General features: G+C 68.1%; 17 protein-coding genes. 9 read left to right on the top strand and 8 right to left on the bottom strand.

Features of this window, described 5'->3' with window-relative positions; all coding sequences use genetic code 11:
* Positions 1-3: 3 nt before the first annotated feature.
* Positions 4-1,122 (bottom strand): phosphoserine transaminase, encoded by a 1,119-nt coding sequence (gene serC / locus ACZYVJ_RS10145; RefSeq protein ID WP_463830881.1) that lies wholly within the window; start codon positions 1,120-1,122, stop codon positions 4-6.
* 246 nt (positions 1,123-1,368) lie between these two features.
* Here serC and ACZYVJ_RS10140 point away from each other — a divergent pair, with 246 nt between their 5' ends.
* Together ACZYVJ_RS10140 and ACZYVJ_RS10135 are read left to right on the top strand one after the other, a co-directional pair.
* On the top strand, positions 1,369-2,394 hold the full coding sequence (locus tag ACZYVJ_RS10140) for an AurF N-oxygenase family protein (protein WP_463830880.1): 1,026 nt from the start codon (positions 1,369-1,371) through the stop codon (positions 2,392-2,394).
* 18 nt (positions 2,395-2,412) lie between these two features.
* A complete protein-coding gene (locus ACZYVJ_RS10135; protein ID WP_463830879.1) occupies positions 2,413-4,101 on the top strand; it encodes an FAD-dependent oxidoreductase in 1,689 nt (562 codons plus the stop codon).
* Positions 4,102-4,207: 106 nt separating this feature from the next.
* Here the strand turns inward: ACZYVJ_RS10135 and ACZYVJ_RS10130 are convergent, their stop codons facing one another.
* Positions 4,208-4,666 carry a VOC family protein gene (locus ACZYVJ_RS10130; protein ID WP_463830878.1) on the bottom strand — a complete coding sequence of 153 codons (459 nt, stop codon included), beginning with the start codon at positions 4,664-4,666 and terminating at the stop codon, positions 4,208-4,210.
* Positions 4,667-4,797: 131 nt separating this feature from the next.
* Positions 4,798-5,919 (bottom strand): citrate synthase 2, encoded by a 1,122-nt coding sequence (locus ACZYVJ_RS10125; protein WP_463830877.1) that lies wholly within the window; start codon positions 5,917-5,919, stop codon positions 4,798-4,800.
* 72 nt (positions 5,920-5,991) lie between these two features.
* Between ACZYVJ_RS10125 and pdxH the strand changes: the two genes are divergently transcribed.
* The gene (gene pdxH / locus ACZYVJ_RS10120) at positions 5,992-6,654 is read left to right on the top strand and encodes a pyridoxamine 5'-phosphate oxidase (protein ID WP_463830876.1); all 663 of its coding nucleotides are present in this window, start codon (positions 5,992-5,994) and stop codon (positions 6,652-6,654) included.
* Positions 6,655-6,812: 158 nt separating this feature from the next.
* On the top strand, positions 6,813-8,111 hold the full coding sequence (locus tag ACZYVJ_RS10115) for a citrate synthase (protein ID WP_463830875.1): 1,299 nt from the start codon (positions 6,813-6,815) through the stop codon (positions 8,109-8,111).
* A 21-nt stretch (positions 8,112-8,132) separates the two neighbouring features.
* On the opposite strand, the gene ACZYVJ_RS10110 is transcribed toward ACZYVJ_RS10115, so the two are convergent.
* On the bottom strand, positions 8,133-9,710 hold the full coding sequence (locus ACZYVJ_RS10110) for a phytoene desaturase family protein (RefSeq protein ID WP_463832933.1): 1,578 nt from the start codon (positions 9,708-9,710) through the stop codon (positions 8,133-8,135).
* Complete coding sequence (locus tag ACZYVJ_RS10105; protein ID WP_463830874.1) at positions 9,707-9,970, bottom strand: DUF2630 family protein; 264 nt, start codon at positions 9,968-9,970, stop codon at positions 9,707-9,709. Before ACZYVJ_RS10105 ends, ACZYVJ_RS10110 begins: the two co-directional genes overlap by 4 nt.
* A 240-nt stretch (positions 9,971-10,210) precedes the next feature.
* Between ACZYVJ_RS10105 and arfA the strand changes: the two genes are divergently transcribed.
* The 3 genes from arfA to arfC are packed head-to-tail and all read left to right on the top strand — an operon-like array spanning position 10,211 to position 11,558.
* Positions 10,211-10,957, top strand: coding sequence for a channel-forming protein ArfA/OmpATb (gene arfA, locus ACZYVJ_RS10100; protein ID WP_463830873.1), 747 nt, complete (start codon positions 10,211-10,213; stop codon positions 10,955-10,957).
* 11 nt (positions 10,958-10,968) lie between these two features.
* Positions 10,969-11,082 carry a channel accessory protein ArfB gene (gene arfB, locus ACZYVJ_RS10095; RefSeq protein WP_463830872.1) on the top strand — a complete coding sequence of 38 codons (114 nt, stop codon included), beginning with the start codon at positions 10,969-10,971 and terminating at the stop codon, positions 11,080-11,082.
* Entirely contained in the window at positions 11,079-11,558 is a 480-nt protein-coding gene (arfC, locus tag ACZYVJ_RS10090; RefSeq protein ID WP_463830871.1) for a channel accessory protein ArfC, sunset domain variant, read from the top strand. The genes arfB and arfC overlap by 4 nt, the downstream gene beginning before the upstream one ends.
* A gap of 4 nt (positions 11,559-11,562) precedes the next feature.
* Here arfC and ACZYVJ_RS10085 read toward each other — a convergent pair whose 3' ends face one another.
* Genes ACZYVJ_RS10085 through ACZYVJ_RS10075 form a run of 3 tightly spaced genes read right to left on the bottom strand, consistent with a single transcriptional unit; the run spans position 11,563 to position 15,169 of the window.
* Positions 11,563-12,900 (bottom strand): sensor histidine kinase, encoded by a 1,338-nt coding sequence (locus ACZYVJ_RS10085; RefSeq protein ID WP_463830870.1) that lies wholly within the window; start codon positions 12,898-12,900, stop codon positions 11,563-11,565.
* 16 nt (positions 12,901-12,916) lie between these two features.
* Positions 12,917-13,627, bottom strand: a complete 711-nt coding sequence (gene prrA, locus ACZYVJ_RS10080) for a two-component system response regulator PrrA (protein ID WP_007777113.1) — start codon at positions 13,625-13,627, stop codon at positions 12,917-12,919.
* 45 nt (positions 13,628-13,672) lie between these two features.
* Positions 13,673-15,169, bottom strand: a complete 1,497-nt coding sequence (locus ACZYVJ_RS10075; protein WP_463830869.1) for a carboxyl transferase domain-containing protein — start codon at positions 15,167-15,169, stop codon at positions 13,673-13,675.
* A gap of 27 nt (positions 15,170-15,196) precedes the next feature.
* On the opposite strand from ACZYVJ_RS10075, the gene ACZYVJ_RS10070 reads away from it, so the two are divergent.
* Together ACZYVJ_RS10070 and ACZYVJ_RS10065 are read left to right on the top strand one after the other, a co-directional pair.
* On the top strand, positions 15,197-15,928 hold the full coding sequence (locus ACZYVJ_RS10070; protein WP_067838231.1) for an enoyl-CoA hydratase: 732 nt from the start codon (positions 15,197-15,199) through the stop codon (positions 15,926-15,928).
* A 5-nt stretch (positions 15,929-15,933) separates the two neighbouring features.
* Positions 15,934-17,043, top strand: a complete 1,110-nt coding sequence (locus tag ACZYVJ_RS10065; RefSeq protein WP_463830868.1) for an MBL fold metallo-hydrolase — start codon at positions 15,934-15,936, stop codon at positions 17,041-17,043.
* Positions 17,044-17,082: the final 39 nt, after the last annotated feature.

Here is a 17,082-nt window from a genome sequence, read left to right as displayed (position 1 = left end):
TAGTTACAGCCGCTCGACGACCCAGTCAATGCATTGGGTGAGTGCGCTGACATCGTCGGGGTCCACCGCCGGGAACATCCCCACCCGTAGCTGGTTGCGGCCGAGTTTGCGGTACGGCTCGGTGTCGACGACGCCGTTCGCCCGCAAGACCTTCGCCACGGCCGCGGCGTCGACCTCGTCGGCGAAGTCGATGGTGCCCACCACCTGGGAGCGCAGCTTCGGGTCGGTGACGAAGGGCGTGGTGTAGGCCTGCTCCTCGGCCCAGGAGTACAGCCGGCCCGACGAGTCCGCCGTGCGCTTGACGGCCCACTCCAGCCCGCCGTTGCCCAGCATCCAGTCGACCTGCTCGGCCATCAGCGCCAGGGTGCCGATCGCCGGGGTGTTGTAGGTCTGGTCCTTCAGGCTGTTCTCCACGGCGATCGGCAGCGACAGGAAGTCGGGCACCCAGCGGCCGGAGGCAGCGACGGACTCGACGCGGGCCAGCGCCGCGGGGCTCATGACGGCCAGCCACAGGCCGCCGTCACTGGCGAAATTCTTCTGCGGAGAGAAGTAGTAGGCGTCGGTCTGCGCGATGTCGACCGGCAGGCCGCCGGCGCCAGAGGTTGCGTCGATGACGATCAGGGCGTCGCCGGAGTCGGCGGGCCGGCCGATGGGCACCGCGACGCCGGTGGACGTCTCGTTGTGCGCCCAGGCGATCACGTCGACGGAGGGGTCGCTCTGCGGCTCGGGGGCGCTGCCGGCGTCCGCCTTGATGATGACGGGATCGCCGACGAACGGGTTCTTGGCGACCGCGGAGGCGAACTTGGAGCTGAACTCGCCGAAGGACAGGTGCAACGACCGCTTGTCGATCAGCCCGAAGGCCGCGGCGTCCCAGAACGCCGTCGCGCCGCCGTTGCCCAGAATGACCTCGTAGCCGTCGGGCAGCGAAAACAGATCGGCGAGCCCGGACCGCAGCCGGCCCACCAGATTCTTGACCGGCGCCTGCCGGTGCGAGGTGCCGAACAGGGGGGCGGCGGTCGTGGTCAGCGCCTGCAGTTGTTCGGGCCGGACCTTCGACGGGCCACACCCGAAGCGGCCGTCGCGGGGTTTGATGTCAGCGGGGATCTCGAGCTGGTCAGCCATGCCCATCAGGGTAGTGAGCCGACCTGACGGGTCGGTGCGGCGGCCCGGCCGCGGGCTCCAACCGCCGGGACAAAAGGCCTGCTCGGGTGTGGCCGGACGTTTGGCCGGGTGTGACCTGGGGCATAAAAATTTCATGACCACCGGTCAGGTCACAGTGCCTGGGAGGGGCCTAGGAATTATCCGGTACCTGCGGTACTGTCTGGACATAGCACGTCCAAATGTAAACCTCGTTGGGGAGGCCTGGATATGGCTCGGACGCGATTAGTCCGGCGTTGGCGAAGCAAGATGGAAGTGCGCGACGACGCCGAATACGTCAACATGCTTGCCACACTGTCCGAGGGGTCAGTGCGGCGCAACTTCAATCCGTACACCGATATCGATTGGGATTCACCGGAATTCGCTGTCACGGAAAACGATCCACGGTGGATTCTGCCGGCGACCGACCCGCTGGGCCGGCATCCCTGGTATCTGGCGCAGTCGGACGAGCGCAAGATCAAGATCGGGATGTGGCGCCAGGCCAACGTGGCCAAGGTGGGTCTGCACTTCGAATCCATCCTGATCCGGGGCTTGATGAACTACACGTTCTGGGTGCCCAACGGTTCGCCTGAGTACCGGTACTGCCTGCACGAGTCGGTCGAAGAGTGCAACCACACCATGATGTTCCAGGAGATGGTCAACCGCATCGGCACCGACGTGCCGGGCATGCCGCGGGTTCTCAAGTGGCTCTCGCCGCTGGTTCCGCTGGTGGCCGGCCCGCTGCCGGTGGCATTCTTCATCGGCGTGCTCGCCGGCGAGGAGCCCATCGACCACACGCAGAAAAATGTTCTGCGCGAAGGCAAGTCGCTGCACCCCATCATGGAGCGGGTGATGGCGATCCACGTGGCCGAGGAAGCCCGCCACATCTCGTTCGCCCACGAGTTCCTGCGCAAGCGGGTGCCGGAATTGACCAAGAGGCAGCGGTTCTGGACCGCGCTGTACCTGCCGCTGACCATGAAGGCGCTGTGTCGCGCCATCGTGGTGCCGCCCAAGGCGTTCTGGCGCGAATTCGACATCCCGCGTGACGTCAAGAAGGAACTGTTCTTCCGGTCGCCGGAATCGCGAAAGTGGTTGAGCGACATGTTTGGTGACGTGCGGATGCTGGCGTACGACACCGGCTTGATGGAGACGCGCTCGGCGCGGTTGATGTGGCGGCTGTGCAAGATCAACGGCAAGCCGTCGCGGTACCGCAGCGAGCCGCAGCGCCAGCACCTGGCTGCGGTCCCGGCCGCGTAAACAACTGCGAGTTCCTTTATGCCGCACGTTATTACCCAGTCGTGCTGTAACGACGGGTCCTGTGTTTTCGCTTGCCCGGTGAATTGCATTCACCCGACACCGGATGAGCCCGGCTTCGCTACTTCGGAGATGCTCTACATCGATCCGGTGGCGTGCGTGGACTGCGGCGCCTGCGTTAGCGCGTGCCCCGTCGGCGCGATCGCGCCTGACACCCGACTGGACTCCAAGCAGCTGCCGTTCATCGAGATCAACGCGTCCTTCTACCCGGAGCGGCCCAAGGACCAGAAGCTGCCGCCGACGTCGAAGCTGGCGGCGGTGATCCCCGCCGCCGAGGTGCACGCCCGCCGCAGACCGCTGACGGTGGCCATCGTCGGATCCGGGCCGGCGGCGATGTATGCCGCCGACGAGCTGCTGACCCAGCGGGACGTGCGCGTCAACGTCTTCGAAAAGCTGCCCACACCTTATGGTTTGGTGCGGGCCGGGGTGGCGCCGGATCATCAGAACACCAAGCGGGTCACCCGGCTGTTCGACAGGGTCGCCAGTGATGGCCGGTTCCGGTTCTATCTCAACGTCGAGGTCGGCAAGCAGCTGAGCCACGCGGACCTGCTGGCTCATCACCACGCCGTGCTGTACGCGGTGGGTGCACCCGATGACCGCCGGCTGGACATCGAGGGCATGGGCCTTCCGGGGACCGGAACGGCAACCGAATTGGTCGCGTGGATCAACGGGCATCCCGACTTCGCCCATCTGCCAGTCGATCTCAGCCACGAGCGGGTGGTGATCGTCGGCAACGGCAATGTCGCTCTCGATGTCGCCCGGTTGCTCACCTCGGATCCCGACGATCTGGCCCGCACCGATATCGTCGACCACGCGCTGGCGGCCTTCCGGGGCTCGGCGGTGCGGGAGGTGTTGATCGCAGCCCGGCGCGGCCCCGCCCAGTCGGCGTTCACGTTGCCCGAGCTGATCGGGCTCACCGGCAGTTCCGAGGTGGTGCTCAGCGCGGCCGACCATCAGTTGGTGGCGGCCGATCTCGCGACCGCGTCGGACGCCTTGACGAAGCGCAAGCTGGAAATCTTGAGTTCGCTCGGCGACGATTCGGCGCCGTTCGACCGACCCAGAATCAGGCTGGCGTATCGGCTCACCCCGAACCGGGTGCTGGGGGACGGGCGCGCCGTCGGCATCGAGTTCTCCGTCACCGGTACCGACGAGACGCGCCTGTTGGAAACGGGTCTGGTGCTGACGTCGATTGGCTACCGCGGCAAGCCGATTCGCGATCTACCCTATGACGAATCGTCGGCTGTCGTGCCGAACGACGGTGGCCGCGTCGTCGACCCCGCCTCGGGACAACCGGTGCCCGGCGCATACGTGGCGGGCTGGATCAAGCGGGGGCCCAGCGGGTTCATCGGCACCAACAAGTCCTGCTCGTTGCAGACCGTGCAGGGCCTGGTCGCCGATTTCAACGCCGGCAAGCTGACCGATCCGGTCGCCAAACCCGACGCGCTGGCCCGCCTGGTGCACGACCGTCAGCCCGACGCGATCGACGCGGCGGGATGGCGCGCTATCGACGCCGCCGAAGTCGCACGCGGCGGCGACGCCGGCCGGCCCCGCAACAAATTCACCGATGTGTCCGCCATGCTCGCGGCCGCGGCCGCCGCGGAGCCGGCGCCGCCGCAGCGACGCCGGCTGCTGGATCGGCTGCTCGGCTAGTCCCGATGGTGGCGACCCGCTTCGCCCGGCTGCGAGGTGTAGTGGCGACCCGCTGCGCCCGGCTACGCCGCGCTTGCGATCGCCACGGCCGCGCTCGCGATCGCCACTAACCGGCTCCCTGGCCGGACATCGCCGCCGAGATCTCTTCCATGCTGACCTCGCGGACCGGCTGCCCCATCGACCAGTGGTGGCCGAACGGGTCGGCGACCATGCCGTAGCGGTCGCCCCAGAACTGGTCGTCCAACGGCGTCACCACGGTGGCGCCGGCGTCGAGCGCCCGCTGGAAGCTGGCGTCGACATCGGTGACCGTCAGATGGATGGTGACGGGGGTGCCGCCCAGCGACGTCGGCGTCATGGACTTGCCGCCACACACCTCCGGGAAGTCGTCGTTGAGCATCACCGTGAAGCCGTTGATGCGCACCGCGGCGTGCACCAGTTTGCCGTCGGGACGCGGCACGCGCCCGATTTCCTGTGCCCCAAAAGCCTTGACATAGAAGTCGATTGCCGCGGCGGCATCGTCGACCACCAGGTGCGGGGACAGTGCCGGTTCGATGTTGATCGCCATGATGGTTCTCCTTGCTATCGGTTCCCTCACCCGCCCACGACGGGCGGGTTCACGATTTATGACTGCGCCGGCGACAGAAACTCATCGCGACGACAACCATTAGATCGCCGGGCACCGACAACCAGGTCGGCTCAGGCGTTGGTGAGACTGCGGTCCCAGCCCTCGACGGATTCCGGGCTGCGCGGGCTGGGGCCTACGTAGATGGCCGACGGGCGGACCAGCTTGCCCAGCCGCTTCTGCTCGAGGATGTGCGCGCACCAGCCGGCGGTACGGCCGCAGGTGAACATCGCCGGCATCATGTTGGCCGGGACCCGGGCGAAGTCCAGCATCACCGCGGCCCAGAACTCGACGTTGGTCTCGATCGCCCGGTCCGGACGGCGCTCGCGCAGCTCGGCCAGGGCCGCCTGCTCGAGCGCGACGGCGACCTCGTGGCGCGGGGCGCCCAGCCGTTCGGCGGTGGCGCGCAGCACCCGGGCCCGCGGGTCTTCGGCCCGGTAGACCCGGTGCCCGAAGCCCATCAGCTTGTCGCCGCTGTCCAGGATCTTCTTCACCAGGCCGCGCGCGTCGCCGGTGCGCTCGACCTCTTCGATCATCGGGAGCACCCGCGCCGGCGCCCCACCGTGCAGCGGGCCGCTCATCGCCCCGATCGCCCCGGACAAGGCCGCCGCCACGTCGGCGCCGGTCGAGGCGATCACCCGGGCGGTGAATGTCGAGGCGTTCATGCCGTGCTCGGCGGCCGAGACCCAGTAGGCGTCAATCGCTTCGACGTGCCGCGGGTCCGGCTCGCCCTGCCACCGCGTCATGAAACGGGCGGTGACCGTTTCGCATTCGTCGATGATCCGCTGCGGGACGGCGGGCTGGTAGATGCCGCGCGCGGACTGTGCGACGTAGGACAGGGCCATGACCGAGGCCCGGGCCAGCTGGTCGCGGGCGACGGTCTCCTCGGTGTCCAGCAGCGGCTTGTACCCCCAGATCGGGGCCAGCATCGCCAGGCCCGCCTGCACGTCGACGCGGACGTCGCCCGTGTGGATGGGCAGCGGGAACGGCTCGGCGGGCGGCAGCCCGCGGCCGAACTTGCCGTCGACCAGCAGCGCCCACACGTCACCGAAGGTGACCTGCTGGCTCACCAGGTCTTCGATGTCGACGCCGCGATAGCGCAGCGCACCGCCGTCTTTATCCGGCTCGGCAATTTCGGTGGTGAAGGCGACCACGCCTTCGAGGCCGGGGACAAAGTCTTCGGGTACCACAGTCATACCGAAAATTCTCGCACCCCCTGATCGGGCCGACGCTACCGGCCGGTAGCAAGCGCCGGTAGCGTTGACGCGATGGCAGGACCAGAAGACGAGCACCTGCAAAGAATGCGTGTGGAGTACGGGTCAGTGGAAAAAGACGGCAGTCCAGATCTCGACGCGGATTGGCTGCGCGACGGCTGGGTTTCGTTGTTGCGCAAATGGATCGATGACGCCGAACGCTCGGGTGTGGCCGAACCCAATGCGTTCGTGCTGGCCACCGTCACCGCCGACGGCAGGCCCGCGAGCCGATCCGTCTTGTGCAAGAGCGCCGACGAGACCGGGATCACTTTCTTCACCAACTATGACTCCGCCAAGGGCGACGATCTCGCGGCGACGGCGTACGCCTCGGCGACGTTTCCCTGGTACCAGCTCGGCCGCCAGGTCCACATCCGCGGGCCGGTGAGCAAGGTCACCGCACAGGTCACCGAGGACTACTGGTCCAAGCGGCCGCGCGGGTCGCAGCTGGGCGCGTGGGCGTCGCACCAGTCGCAACCGATCGCGTCACGAGCGGCCCTGCTCGACCAGCTGGGGGAGGTGACCGCCCGCTTCGCCGACCGCGAGCAGGTTCCGGTCCCGCCGGGTTGGGGTGGCTATCTCATTGCGCCGGAACTGGTGGAGTTCTGGCAGGGCCGGGAAGATCGATTGCACAACCGCATCCGCATAACCGGAGATCGGGTGGAGCGCCTGCAGCCCTAACCTGCTGATGATGCACGTCGCGCGGCGGTGTGACGGGATCGATTGCTGGCGTGACCAGCGGACTCGACCCCGGGCAGGCGCCTCATCCTCATAACGACTACCTTTTGCAGTAAGCACCAAGTCAGCAGCCATATCAGCCAGAGCGCAAAGGGGTTCTCGTGGCAGACACCGACGACACCGCCACCTTGAAGTACCCGGGCGGTGAGACCGACCTGGAGATCGTCAACGCCACCGACGGCGCTGACGGCATTGCGCTGGGCTCGCTGTTGTCCAAAACCGGCTACACCACGTTCGACAACGGCTTCGTCAACACTGCCTCGTGCAAGAGCTCCATCACCTACATCGACGGCGACGCGGGCATCCTGCGCTACCGCGGCATCCCGATCGAGCAGCTCGCCGAGAAGTCGACGTTCATCGAGGTGAGTTACCTCTTGATCTACGGCGAACTGCCGAGCAAGGAGCAGCTGGCCGACTTCACCAAGCGGATCCAGCTGCACACCATGCTGCACGAGGACCTCAAACGATTCTTCGACGGCTTCCCGCGGAACGCCCACCCGATGCCGGTGTTGTCCAGCGCCGTCAACGCGCTGTCCGCCTACTACCCCGATTCGCTTGACCCGATGGACACCGAGGACGTCGAGCTGTCCACGATCCGGCTGCTGGCCAAGCTGCCGACCATCGCCGCCTACGCCTACAAGAAGTCGGTCGGACAGCCCTTCCTCTACCCGGACAACTCGCTGTCGCTGGTGGAGAACTTCCTGCGCATGACGTTCGGGCTGCCCGCGGAGCCCTACCAGGCGGACCCCGAAATCGTTCGGGCGCTGGACATGCTGCTCATCCTGCACGCCGACCACGAGCAGAACTGTTCGACGTCGACGGTCCGGCTGGTGGGATCGTCGCAGGCCAACCTGTTCACCTCCATCTCCGGTGGCATCAACGCGCTGTGGGGCCCGCTGCATGGCGGCGCCAACCAGGCGGTGCTCGAGATGCTCGAGAAGATCCGCCAAAGCGACGACGACGTCAGCGAATTCGTGCGCAAGGTGAAGAACCGCGAAGAGGGCGTGAAGCTGATGGGCTTCGGCCACCGGGTGTACAAGAACTACGACCCGCGCGCCCGCATCGTCAAGGAGCAGGCCGACAAGATCCTGGCCAAGCTCGGCGGTGACGACGACCTGCTGGACATCGCCAAGCAGCTCGAAGAGGCCGCGCTCACCGACGACTACTTCATCGAGCGCAAGCTGTACCCCAACGTCGACTTCTACACCGGCCTGATCTACCGGGCGCTGGGCTTCCCGACCAGGATGTTCACCGTGCTGTTCGCGCTGGGCCGGCTGCCCGGCTGGATCGCCCACTGGCGCGAGATGCACGACGAGGGCGACAGCAAGATCGGCCGCCCGCGTCAGATCTACACCGGCTACACCGAGCGCGATTACGTCACCATCGACGCGCGCAAGTAGCTCGCACGGCAATAACATTCGCTAATCGAGCGAGGCAAGCACCGCCATCGCGGCGTTGTGCCCGCCGATTCCCGACACCGCCCCGCCGCGGCGAGTGCCCGAGCCGCACAGCATGATTCGTTCGTGCGCGGTGGCCACGCCCCATTGCCGCGCCGGGGTGTCCAGCGGGTCGTCGTCCTCGGCGAACGGCCACGACAGGCCGCCGTGGAAGATGTTGCCGCCGCTCATGCGCAGGGCGCGCTCCAGATCCAGTGTGGTGGTCGTCTCGAGGCACGGCCGGCCTTGCGCGTCGGTCAGCAGCAGGTCTTGAATCGGTTCGGCCAGAACGGAATTCATCGACGCCAGCACATCGTGGGTCAGCTGATCGCGCAGCGCGTCGGGGTGGGCGCCGCCGAATAACGAGTGCGGGGTGTGTAAACCGAACACCGTCATCGTCTGCGCGCCCGAGTCGCGCAGCTCGCCCGACAGGATGCTGGGATCGGTCAGCGAGTGGCAATAGGCCTCGCACGGCAAGGGATTCGGCGGTTGACCGGTGGCGGCCTGCGAATAGGCCGTGTCCAGCTGCGTCCAGGTCTCGTTGACGTGAAACGTCCCGGCGAATGCCTGGGCGGGCGTGACGGCGTGGTCGCGCAGCCGCGGCAGCCGTGCCAGCACCATGTTCACCTTGACCTGTGCGCCGGCGGCCGCCGGCTGCGGATCCTCGCCGAGCAGCCCGTCCAGGACCGTCGGTGTGACGCCGGCCAGGACGAACCGGGCCCGAATCAGGCGGTCTTCGTCGTCGCTGCGATAACGCACTTCGCCGGTGGGATCGACAGCGTAAACCTCTGCGCCGGTGTTGATTTCGGCTCCGTGGCGCACGGCGGCCGCGGCCAGCGCCGTGGTGACCGCGCCCATGCCGCCGATCGGGACGTCCCAGTCTCCGGTGCCCCCGCCGAGCACGTGATACAGGAAGCAGACGTTCTGCGTCAGCGATGCGTCATCGAGGCGGGCGAACGTGCCGATCAGTGCGTCGGTCGCGATCACCCCACGCACCACGTCATTTCGCACCGCATCGGCGATGGCGTGTCCGATCGGGTCCTCGATCACCGCCCGCCACGCGGCCGCCGCGCGGCGATCCCCGTGTTGCATCACCAGCCGGCGGGCGTCGTCGCGGGTGCGCAGCGGTTGGAGCAACGTCGGCCACAGCGCTTCGGTCACCAGCCGGCAGCGTTGATAGAAGTCGGCGAACCCCCGCGCATCCCCGGCCGCCCCGATGGCGGCGAAGGTGTCATTGGGCGACCCGATCAGCAGTCCGCCGCGGCCGCCGGTCGCGGGGTCGGGTGTGTACGACGAATACGGCCGCCGGGCCAGTCGCACGTCGGCGCCCAGATCCTCGACGATGCGCGCAGGCAGCAGACTGACCAGATAGGAGTAGCGCGACACCCGAACGCCGACACCGTCGAAGGCCTGCGCCGAGACGGCCGCGCCCCCGGTGTGGTTCAGTCGTTCCAGCAGCCGCACCCGCAGACCCGCGCGAGCCAGATAGGCGGCCGCGACGAGGAGGCCGTTGTGGCCGCCTCCGACGATTAAGGCGTCGACATCGGTCGCGTGGTCGGTCAGCTCAGGTAGCCCTCGACCTCGTCGGGCGGACGCACCTCCGCCTCCCGTGCGTCACCGCCGGTCTCGCGCAGTGCCCGGCGCTGCCGCAGCAGGTCCCAGCACTGGTCGAGTTCGACCTCCACCCGCCGGAGGCGGTCATGTTCTTCCGACTCGTCGATGTCCCCGCGCTGCAGCTGCGCCCGCAGCGCCTTCTCCTCGGCGACCAGGTCGCGGATGACCGCCAGTGTGTCGTTGTCGGTTGGTTTACTGCCGTTGGCCATCGTTCCAGTGTGCCCGACTCGGGAGGGGGGTGAATCGGTAGGCTGCATATCGCCTGGCAAGCGCGGGTGACATGAGGGAGGGCCGTCGTGAGCATCAAACGGCCCGGCCCGCCCTGGCTGATCGCGCTGCTGGTCATTCCGCTTCTGCTCGCTGCAATCGGCTACCAAGTGTCGGCACGGTCCCCGTCCGGTCGCGTGTCCTCGGCGCCGTCGACCAGCGCTGGTGCGCGGAAGTTTTCGTTGGCGGCGTTCGCCATGGTCCGCAGCGGCAACAGCGTCACCCTGACCGGAGACTTCCCGGACGAGTCCGCCAAAGCGGTGTTGCGCAACGTGCTGACCGGAGCGCTGCCTCCCGGCCTCGACATCGTCGACCAGATCCGCATCGATCCTGCCGTCGATGCACTCGATTTCGCCAAGGCCAAGCCGGTTTTCTCCGACAGCGCATCGATCGCAGACTTCGCTCTCACGGTCGGCGGCGACACCATAACCCTAATGGGCACCGCGGCATCGCCTGAGCAGAGCAACACCATCGACATCGACGCGAAGCGCATCTGGTCCACCCTGAATGTCGTTGACAATCTTGTCGTTAACGCACCTGCGGCGGCTCCATCGCCCGCCGCCGCGTCGTGCACCAACCTGCAATCGGCGATCAACACCCTGACCGACGGCGCTCTTACCTTCGAGTCGAACGTCGGCAGCCTGACGGCGTCCGACGAGCAGGTCTTGACCCGGGTAGCCGACAAACTCAAGGCGTGCCCGACCGCACATGCGGTCATCAACGGCTACGCCGACAACACTGGCAATACGAGCCTGAACGTCCCGTTGAGCGAAGAGCGCGCGCAAGCCGTCGCGGGGTTCTTGGAAGCCCAGGGCGTGCCCGGCGACCGCTTGAGCACCACCGGTTTCGGCTCGGCCAATCCGATCGCCCCCAATGGCACGGACTACGGGCGGACCCAGAATCGCCGGGTCGAAATCGTAATCAGCTAAGGAGATTCGGCGTGGACTTCGTCATCCAGTGGTTGTGGTACCTGTTCGCGTTCGTGGCGGGCTCGGCCGTCGCCTGGGTGGTCGCCACGCTGCTCAACCGTGCGCGAAAGGATGCTGGGCGATGAACCACGTGCACTGGTGGCTCTTCGGCCTGTCCTTCGGTCTCGGGTTGGTGCTGACTTTCACGCTGATGATGACCTCCGTCAAAAGCCAAGCGCCGGTGTCGAATCCACCGAGCAAGGGTGCGAGCCCGGAGCCCGCCACCACCACGATCCCGGTCGCCGAGAAGCGCACCACGAGAATTCCGGTCACCGAGCCGCGCACCACCACGATTCCGGTGGCCAAGGAGTCGCCGACCACCAAGATCCCGTGGTCGCCGCGGGCGCCCTACGGCCCGGGCTCCGCCGACGCACAGCCCGACGGCCGGGGGCCGGCGGGATACCTGATCAAAGCCCGCGCGGAGGGCAAGATGTACTTCACACCGGACGATCCGAACTACGACTCCGCCCCCGCCGAGGTCTGGTTCAGCGACGAGAAGTCCGCGCAGCAAGCGGGTTTCACGCCCTGGCGCGACAGCCCGGACAACCCGCGGCGGCGATAGGGCGCTAGCTCGGGCCCGGGATCCGCAACACCAGCCGCGCCCCTCCCAGGGGACTGCTCTCCAGCGCCGCCGTCCCGCCGTGCAGCTGGGCCTGTTGGGCAACCAGCGCCAAGCCCAACCCCGACCCGGAATGGGAGGCCGTCGATCCGCGGGAAAACCGATCGAACACCACCCGGCGCTCATCCTCGGGCACACCGCCGCCGTTGTCATCGATGGCGATCTCCACGCCGGCGCGCGAGCTGACCGCCGACAGCTGGACCCGGGTGGCGCCGCCGTGCTTGACGGCATTGGCGATCGCGTTGTCGACGCTCAGGCGCAACCCGGCCGGCAACCCGACGATGATGCAGGTGGGCGAGGGCACCAGCGAAACGTCGACCCCGGGATAGATGCGGGTGGCGTCGTGGGCCGCGCGGTCGAGCAGCTCGGTGATGTCGACGGGCACGTGATCGTCGGCCGTCGACAGTTCGCCCTGGGCCAGCCGCTCGAGGGCGGTCAACGTCGCCTCGATCCGCAACTGCGTGCGGATGACGTCCCCCAGCACCTCTTTGCGCTGCTCGTCGGGCATGTCCAGGGTGGACAGCACTTCGAGGTTGGTGCGCATCGCGGTCAGTGGGGTGCGCAGTTCGTGCGAGGACACGGCGGCGAAGTCGCGGGCCGACGCGAGCGCGTCCTTGGTCCGGTCCTGTTCGGTCCAGATGCGCTGCAGCATGCCGCGCATGGCTTCGGCGATCTCGACGGCCTCGCTGGCGCCGCGCACCGCCACCTGCGGTCGCTGGCCGGCGTCGATCGAGCGGGCTTGCTGGGCCAGACGTTTGAACGGCCGCACCGCGAAAGCCGCGAGGAGCCAAGCGAATACCGCTGCCGCGCCGATCGAGAGCGCGCAGATCAGGATCACCCGGCGATGCAGGTTGTTGGTCTGGGTGATCGTGTCGTAGTACGTCGCACCGACTGCCACCGTCGCCGGCTGCGGCGTGGCGACCTCTAAGGTCCGCACCCGGTAGCGCACGCCGTTGATGTAGGTGTCGGCATAGCCCACGTCCAGCGGCGGCAGCGTGACGTCCGAGTTGGACTTGACCTGTCCGTCGCGCCGGACGGTGATGACGGTGTCCTGATCGTTGGGGGCACGCGGGATTTCGTCGAGTCCACGCGGCAGGAAGGGGATGGCGAAACCCGCCGCCTCGTCCAGACGGCGATCCAGGCGTTCCTTCCAGGCGCTGGTGATGCCGAACCACACCACCGCTCCCGCGATGACCACCACGATGGCGGTGCCGATGGCAGTCGCGACCGCGACCCGGGCCCGTAGCGATGGCGTACGGGTCAGAATCCGGGACAGGAACTTCATGGGCCGGTCGACCTGGCTACTGCATGCGCAGTACGAATCCCACTCCGCGGACGGTGTGCAGCAGCCGTGGGCCGCCGTTCGCCTCCAGCTTGCGGCGCAGGTATCCGATGAACACGTCGACGACGTTGGTATCGGCGGCGAAGTCGTAACCCCACACCAGCTCGAGCAGCTGCGCGCGGGACAACACCGCCGTCTTGTGCTCGGCCAGCACCGCCAGCAGGTCGAATTCCCGCTTGGTCAGGTCGACGTCGACCCCGTTGACCCGGGCACGCCGGCCCGGGATGTCGACTTCCAGCGGCCCGACCGTGATGGTTTCCGACGAGGACGTGGCGGTGGCGCCGCGGCGGCGCAGCAGCGCCTTGACCCGCGCAACCAGCTCGGCCAGCACGAAGGGTTTGACCAGATAGTCGTCGGCTCCGGCCTCCAGGCCCGCGACCCGATCGTCGACCGAGCTCCGCGCGGACAGCACACAGACCGGGACGTCGTTGTCCATAGCGCGCAGCGCCGTGACGACGCTAACGCCGTCCAGCACGGGCATGTTGATGTCGAGCACGATCGCGTCCGGACGCGTCTCGGTGGCGCTGCGCAACGCTTCGGCACCGTCGACCGCCGTCGACACCTCAAATCCGGACAGCCGCAGACCGCGTTCGAGCGAGGCGAGCACATCTGAATCGTCGTCGACGACCAAGACGCGCGGTGAGCTAGCTCCAGTGTCCATGCCGCCCATTTTGCCTGATTGTCGGCTATGGCTGTGGGAGGCTACACCGCTGTCTTACCCGGCGGTGTCGCGATGGTGCTCGGGCAATCCGATGTTGCGGTAGCGCCGCAACCGGGCGGCCAGCCGTTCGTCGGCGGAGAGTCCTCGTAGCGCCTGCACCTCGGCGGCGATGGCTCGCGACAATCGCTGCGCGAACTCGACCGGCTCGTCGGCGGCATCGGGATGCTCCGGCACGATCGCGTCGACGATCCCGGACCTCAACAGGTCAACCGATCGAATGCCTTGTGCCGAGGCGAGTTCGGCGGCGTGCTCGGTATCGCGGAAGACGATCGCGCTGGCCCCCTCCGGTGGTAGCGGAGCCAGCCAGCCGTGCAACGCGGCCAGCACCCGGTCGGCGGGCACCATCGCCAGCGCCGGCCCGCCGCTGCCCTGGCCCAGCAGCACCGACACCGTCGGGGTATCCAGCGTCACCAGCTCGGCCAGGGACTGCGCGATCTGCCCGGCCAGCCCGCCCTGTTCGGCTTCGGCCGACAGGGCCGGCCCCGCGGTGTCGATCACCAGCACCAGGGGCAGGCGCAGCTCGGCGGCAAGCGCCATGCCGCGACGGGCCTCGCGCAAGGACGCGGGCCCCACCAAGCCGCCCGTCAGCCGCTGCTGGCCCAGCACCACCACGGGCTGGCCGGCGAATCGGGCCAGCGCCAACAGCGTGGTCGCGGCCTCTCCCTGGCCGGTCCCGGACAGCAGCACCCGATCGGTGGCGCCATGCCGCAGCAACAGCCCCACCCCGGGCCGGTCGGGCCGTCGCGACGCCACCACCGAGTCCCATGCCGCGACGTCGGGTGTCGGTTCGGGTGGCGCCGCCGCGGGCAGCGGCGCGGGCGCGTCGGCGATGACGGTCATGGCACGGTCGAGCGTCCTGCGCAGCTCATCGAGCCGGACGACGCCGTCGATCACGCCGTGTCGGTGCAGATTCTCCGCGGTCTGCACGCCCTCGGGGAAGGGTTCGCCGTAGAGCAACTGGTAGACGCGCGGCCCGAGGAAACCGATGAGCGCGCCCGGCTCGGCGACGGTCACATGACCGAGCGAACCCCAGGACGCGAACACCCCACCGGTGGTCGGATTGCGCAGATAGACCAGGTACGGCAGGTGCGCCTGTTTGTGCAGCCGGACGGCCGCGGCGATCTTCACCATCTGCAGAAACGCGACCGTGCCCTCTTGCATGCGGGTGCCGCCGGAGCTGGGCGAGGCCAGCAGCGGCAGTCCCTCGGCCGTCGCCCGCTGCACGGCGGCGGTGATCCGCTCGGCGGCGGCCACCCCGATCGACCCGCCCAGGAAGCCGAACTCGCAGACCACCACGGCGACCCGGCGCCCGAAGACGCGCCCTTCGCCGGTGAGCACCGACTCGTCCAGGCCCGTCGCTTCCCGGGCGGCGGCCAGCTCTTCGGCGTAGGAGGCGCTGACCGGCACCGCGAGCGGTTCGCTGTCCCAGCGGATGAAGGAATTTTCGTCCAGCACCGCATCGCGGAGTTGACCAGCCGTAATACGACTCACGGGACGAGGCTATATAGGGTGGCTGCCATGATCGGTGTTACCCAGGCCGAAGCCGTTATGACCATCGAGCTGCAGCGTCCCGAGCGCCGCAACGCCTTGAACTCCCAGCTGGTCGAGGAGCTGCGCGAGGCAGTGCTGAAGGCGGGCGACGGCGCCACCCGCGCGATCGTGCTGACGGGTCAGGGCACGGTGTTCTGCGCCGGCGCGGACCTGTCCGGTGACGCGTTCGCCGCCGACTACCCCGACCGGCTTATCGAACTGCACCGGGTGCTCGATGCCACGTTGATCCCGGTGATCGGGGCCATCAACGGGCCTGCCATCGGCGCCGGCCTGCAGCTGGCCATGCAATGCGATCTGCGGGTCGTCGCGCCCGACGCGTTCTTCCAGTTCCCGACCTCGAAATATGGCCTGGCCCTGGATAACTGGAGCATTCGCCGACTGTCCTCGCTGGTCGGTCACGGCCGCGCCCGCGCCATGCTGCTCACCGCGGAGAAGCTGACCGCCGACGTGGCGCTGCAAACCGGAATGGCCAACCGCATCGGGACACTGGCCGACGCGCAGGCCTGGGCCGCCGAGATCGCGGGCTTGGCGCCGCTGGCGATCCAGCACGCCAAGCGGGTGCTCAACGACGACGGCGCCATCGAAGAGGCCGGACCGGTGCACAAGGAGCTCTTCGATAAGGCTTGGAGCAGCCAGGACGTCGTCGAAGCCCAGGTCGCCCGGATCGAGAAGCGACCGCCGAAGTTCCAGGGGGCCTGACAAACATGCGGGGGACGCTGCGGCTGGTCGCCGGTACGGCGTCGCTGGCGGCCGGTGGCTGGCTGGTGCGTGCGCTGCACGGCGCACCCGACGCGCTCGGCGCCCATCCCGCCTCGATCGCGGCGGTGACGGCCGGGTCGCCGCACTACCGCGACGGCGTCTTCGTCAACCTCGAGCCGGCCTCCGAAGCCAAGATGGATCGCGAGCAACTGCGGCTCGTCGCTTGGGAGCTGATCGGGAACCGGAGCGGCAGCCGGCCGAAGGGGCCGATCCCGCTGGCGTCGCCGGGAATTCTCGACACCGGCCCGGCCCGGCTGGCCGTCAGCTGGTTCGGCCATTCCACGGCGCTGCTGGAGATCGACGGTTACCGGGTGCTCACCGATCCGGTGTGGAGCGACCGGTGCTCGCCGTCAGACGTCGTCGGACCGCAGCGGCTGCACCCGCCGCCGATCCAACTCGAGGCGCTGCCCGCCGTGGATGCGGTGGTGATCAGCCATGACCATTACGACCACCTCGACATCGACACGGTGATGGCGCTGGCCCGAACTCAGCGGGCCCCGTTCTTCGTGCCCCTCGGCATCGGTGCCCACCTGCGCATGTGGGGCATCCCCGAGCACCGCATCGTCGAGCTCGACTGGCATCAGAGCGCCAAGGTCGACGAGCTGACGGTGGTGTGCGTGCCGGCGCGGCACTTCTCGGGACGCTTTCTGGACCGCAACACGACCCTGTGGGCGTCATGGGCGTTCGTCGGCCCGACGCATCGCGCCTATTTCGGCGGCGACACCGGCTACACCAAAAGCTTTGCCCAGATCGGCGCCGATCACGGGCCGTTCGACCTGACCCTGCTGCCTATCGGGGCCTACAACACCGCGTGGCCCGACGTGCACATGAACCCCGAAGAGGCGGTGCGGGCGCACCTGGACGTGACCGACGGCGGGCTGCTGGTCCCGATCCATTGGGGCACTTTCCGGTTGGCCCCGCACCCCTGGGCGGAACCGGTTGAGCGCCTGCTCGCCGCCGCCGCGCCCGAGCGGGTGGACGTGGCGGTGCCGCTGCCCGGTCAGCGCATCGATCCCGCGGCGCCGGGAAAATCCGAGCCCTGGTGGCGGCTGTAGATCGACGCGGCGCGCATCGCACCGCGTTAGGGTTCGCGC

Source organism: Mycobacterium sp. IDUB_3 (genome assembly GCF_055419585.1).
Note: the sequence above shows the minus strand (reverse complement) of the source record. Positions and strands in the feature narration are given on the sequence as shown.

What these genes read in the sequence shown, in the direction of transcription:
- ACZYVJ_RS10125 (WP_463830877.1), bottom strand. Translation starts at nt 5,919, where the DNA reads ATGACTGTGGTACCCGAAGACTTTGTCCCCGGCCTCGAAGGCGTGGTC.
- arfC (WP_463830871.1), top strand. Translation starts at nt 11,079, where the DNA reads ATGAACCACGTGCACTGGTGGCTCTTCGGCCTGTCCTTCGGTCTCGGG.
- ACZYVJ_RS10065 (WP_463830868.1), top strand. Translation starts at nt 15,934, where the DNA reads ATGCGGGGGACGCTGCGGCTGGTCGCCGGTACGGCGTCGCTGGCGGCC.
- ACZYVJ_RS10130 (WP_463830878.1), bottom strand. Translation starts at nt 4,666, where the DNA reads ATGGCGATCAACATCGAACCGGCACTGTCCCCGCACCTGGTGGTCGAC.
- pdxH (WP_463830876.1), top strand. Translation starts at nt 5,992, where the DNA reads ATGGCAGGACCAGAAGACGAGCACCTGCAAAGAATGCGTGTGGAGTAC.
- serC (WP_463830881.1), bottom strand. Translation starts at nt 1,122, where the DNA reads ATGGCTGACCAGCTCGAGATCCCCGCTGACATCAAACCCCGCGACGGC.
- ACZYVJ_RS10085 (WP_463830870.1), bottom strand. Translation starts at nt 12,900, where the DNA reads ATGAAGTTCCTGTCCCGGATTCTGACCCGTACGCCATCGCTACGGGCC.
- ACZYVJ_RS10140 (WP_463830880.1), top strand. Translation starts at nt 1,369, where the DNA reads ATGGCTCGGACGCGATTAGTCCGGCGTTGGCGAAGCAAGATGGAAGTG.
- prrA (WP_007777113.1), bottom strand. Translation starts at nt 13,627, where the DNA reads ATGGGCGGCATGGACACTGGAGCTAGCTCACCGCGCGTCTTGGTCGTC.
- ACZYVJ_RS10105 (WP_463830874.1), bottom strand. Translation starts at nt 9,970, where the DNA reads ATGGCCAACGGCAGTAAACCAACCGACAACGACACACTGGCGGTCATC.
- ACZYVJ_RS10135 (WP_463830879.1), top strand. Translation starts at nt 2,413, where the DNA reads ATGCCGCACGTTATTACCCAGTCGTGCTGTAACGACGGGTCCTGTGTT.
- ACZYVJ_RS10070 (WP_067838231.1), top strand. Translation starts at nt 15,197, where the DNA reads ATGATCGGTGTTACCCAGGCCGAAGCCGTTATGACCATCGAGCTGCAG.